3 protein-coding genes and 1 pseudogene are annotated in these 2503 nt (G+C 61.8%); 2 read left to right on the top strand and 2 right to left on the bottom strand.

The annotated features are described in order from the left end of the window. Together nthB and nthA are read right to left on the bottom strand one after the other, a co-directional pair. Window positions 1–629 (bottom strand): nitrile hydratase subunit beta (gene nthB / locus Q0341_RS04210; RefSeq protein WP_299510815.1); only part of this gene is annotated, 629 nt, incomplete at its 3' end. Next, on the bottom strand, window positions 626–1300 hold the full coding sequence (gene nthA, locus Q0341_RS04205) for a nitrile hydratase subunit alpha (RefSeq protein ID WP_299510814.1): 675 nt from the start codon (window positions 1298–1300) through the stop codon (window positions 626–628). The genes nthA and nthB, both read right to left, overlap by 4 nt. A 437-nt stretch (window positions 1301–1737) precedes the next feature. On the opposite strand from nthA, the gene yajC reads away from it, so the two are divergent. Both yajC and Q0341_RS04195 read left to right on the top strand, forming a co-directional pair. After that, window positions 1738–2070, top strand: a complete 333-nt coding sequence (gene yajC / locus Q0341_RS04200; protein WP_299510813.1) for a preprotein translocase subunit YajC — start codon at window positions 1738–1740, stop codon at window positions 2068–2070. Window positions 2071–2128: 58 nt separating this feature from the next. Next, window positions 2129–2503: pseudogene (locus Q0341_RS04195) on the top strand (protein translocase subunit SecD); the annotation flags it as partial.

Genomic DNA, 2503 nt, shown 5'->3' with positions numbered 1-2503 from the left:
TGGTGCCCGGCTTCGGCTTGCGGACCCCACAACTCGCCCCCGTCAAACACAACGGTGTACAGGTGCTCGGCTGTGCCATCAAAAGGCGGCAGCATTTTCTTCACATGCTGGTCGGGCAAAACGTGGCTGCCGTGGTGCAGCACCACGGTGCCCACATGGCCACGCACATAGCGCGGCAAACGGGTGTGGCCTTGGGGGTTGAGGTTGAGGGCGCGCACGCGTTGGCCCACAGCAAAGCGAGGCGCTTGGGTGCTGGGCCGGTCGGCCGGACTGCCTTTGGCCAAGGCGGCGTCCACCTGGGCGGCTTGCAGCACGCGCACACCGGCCACCGGGGGCGTGATGGGCTGGCCCTGAGCCAACTCGTCGGCGGTGATGAGGCCGCGCTCGATCAGCAGGTTTTGCAGTGCCTTGAGCCAGATGGCGTAGTAAGGACCTTGCACGTAGTCCAGCGGGGGCAGAGATTCGCGGGCAGAGCGGGCCAAGTCAATGTTCCACAGGCCGCTGGCGCCCATGGCCACCGTGAGCCCCAAGGCGCGGCGCTCCCATTCGCCGTGAAACAGGGGCTCGTTGGCTTCGATCTGAACTGGGCCGTAGCCTTGCAGGCCGCCCATGTCGTGCACGCCGTTCATGGGGCCACCTCTTTGACTTGCGGGTTCAACTGTGGATTCAACGGCAGTCCGGTGCCGATCATGGCGTCGCGGGTGACCAGTTGGGCCAGTTGTTCTTGGCTCCAGCCCTCGGTGCCTGCAGGGCGCTCGGGCAAGACCAAGTAACGCACTTCGGCGGTTGAGTCCCAAACGCGGATGTTTTGGCCCGGCGGCAAGGTGACGCCGAAATCGGCCAGCACGGCACGCGGCTCGATCACGGCGAGCGCGCGGTAAGCGGCGCTTTTATACCAAACCGGTGGCAGGCCCAGCACGGGCCAGGGGTAGCAGCTGCACAGGGTGCAGACCACCATGTTGTGCGTGTCGGGGGTGTTGGGCACGGCCACCATGTGCTCGCCCTGGCGGCCGGTGTAGTCCATCGAGGCGATGGCGGCGGTGGCGTCTTGCAGCAGCCAGTCCCGAAACGCCGGCTCGGCCCAGGCGCGGGCCACCACTTTGGCCCCGTTGTGCGGGCCCACATGCACCTCGTAGGTTTCGATGATGCGGTCCACGGCGGCGGGGTCCAGGTAGCCTTTTTGCGTCAGCAGGGTTTCCAGCGCGCGCACCCGCAGGTCCATCTCGCCCAGGGTGCTGTGCGCGCGGTCATGGGCGTGGTCCGCATGTGGGCTGGGCGAGTGATTGGCTTCGGCGGTCATTGGCGTCTCCTGTCGGGTTACCTTTTTAATACGGCCTTTGAAAATGTCGCTTCGCGAGGTGACGGAATGTCGGACCTGAAGGCACCGACCTACACATCCATTCCCTCTTCGGGCCTGGATGGTCGAGCATCCATTCCCTCGTTGGATCTTGATGATCGGGCATCCACTCCCTCGTAGGTCGGCGCCTTTAGGTCCGACAGCCATCTTTTCGCGAAGCGACATTTTCAAAAATCATTGGTTCACCGGCGATGTCGGACCTGAAGGCACCGACCTACAAGAGGGATCTGTCGGACCATCAACGGGGCACTTTGATGGTCTGACCCCTTGTGGTCGGGGCTTTTGGAAGCGATCATAGCGCCGCATACAATGGCGGCTTCGCCTGCGGGGCGCCCTGGCGTCACCCGCTCAACCCGAATTTGACTTTCAGTGGAGTTTCCATGTTCATTTCTTCTGCTTTTGCCCAAACCGCTCCTGCTGCTGCCTCTGGTGGCGACATGCAGTCGACCCTGATGAGCATGCTGCCGCTGCTGCTGATGTTTGTGGTGTTGTATTTTGTGATGATCCGCCCCCAGATGAAGAAGCAAAAAGAGCACCGCGCCATGATCGACGCACTGGCTAAAGGTGACGAAGTGGTGACCGCTGGTGGCTTTTTGGGCAAGGTCAGCAAGCTGGGCGAGGCTTATGTGAGCGTGGAACTGGCCACCGGCGTTGAAGTGCAAATGCAGCGCAGCGCCGTGGTGCAAGTGTTGCCCAAAGGCACCTTGAAATAAGCCTGCGCAACTGCGACCTGTTTCCGCTCTGCTTTATTAACCTGCACGCAAAGTTGTTATGAACCGTTACCCGGTCTGGAAATACGTGGTCATCGTGATCGCGATGTTGTTGGGAGCGGTCTACACCTTGCCCAACTTCTTTGGTGAAGCGCCTGCCGTTCAGGTCTCGTCGGGCAAGGCCACGGTCAAAGTGGACACTTCGACGCTGCAAAAGGTCGAAGAAACCCTCAAGGCGGCGGGGCTGAGCCCGCAATTGGTGCAGTTTGATGGCAACTCTATTCGTGCCCGCTTTGACACCCCCGACAACCAGCTCAAGGCCAAAGACGCGATCGAAAAGGCTTTGATTCCGGACACCAGCAACCCCTCTTATGTGGTGGCGCTGAACCTGGTGACGCGTTCGCCCGCTTGGCTGGGCTCGCTGCGCGCTGCCCCC

The sequence above is a fragment of the uncultured Limnohabitans sp. genome (assembly GCF_937889215.1).
Lineage (GTDB): Bacteria > Pseudomonadota > Gammaproteobacteria > Burkholderiales > Burkholderiaceae_C > Limnohabitans_A.
Note: the sequence above shows the minus strand (reverse complement) of the source record. Positions and strands in the feature narration are given on the sequence as shown.